Here is a 479-nt window from a genome sequence, read left to right on the forward strand (position 1 = left end):
GAGTGCGACCGCCCGGCCGATGCCGCTGTCAGCTCCGGTGATGATCGCCTTCATGTCCATGAGGCGACCGGAGCCTTTGTAGGACTTCTCCCCGTGATCGGGCACCGGGTCCATCTTCTTCGTCTCGCCCGGCATCGGCTGCTGTTGCTCGGGAAATGGCGGTTTGGGATATTTAGTCATGGTCGTTCCTCGCGTGTCATCGCCGAATTATCGAGTGTCTCCGCTGATCGAAGGAAGCAGGGATTCCACTTCCTTGCGCCGCACGTCCGGAAGAGAAGCGACGTTGCGCTCCCAGTAATCGGCAGCATCGGGCGGCTCGTTCTCCCACACCCGCGTCGAAATCTGGTTGTCGTCGGCTGCTGCCTTCCGTACACCGCCAAGGGCCAGATACCGCTTCACGAGCGTCGAAGCCTCGGTGGCCGCGGGATCGATCCCGGAGATGGACACGGCGAATTGCGGATCGACAGTCGCCCCCGGCT

1 protein-coding gene and 1 pseudogene are annotated in these 479 nt (G+C 62.4%); both read right to left on the reverse strand.

Going from position 1 to position 479, the window contains the following annotated elements; translation table 11 throughout:
• Positions 1–180 (reverse strand): annotated as a pseudogene (locus AC1D0P_RS28910) (hypothetical protein); the annotation flags it as partial.
• 27 nt (positions 181–207) lie between these two features.
• The coding region (locus AC1D0P_RS28915) for a hypothetical protein (protein ID WP_477679878.1) at positions 208–479 on the reverse strand (272 nt) is incomplete at its 5' end.

This window comes from Polaromonas sp. P1_G2 (genome assembly GCF_056405515.1).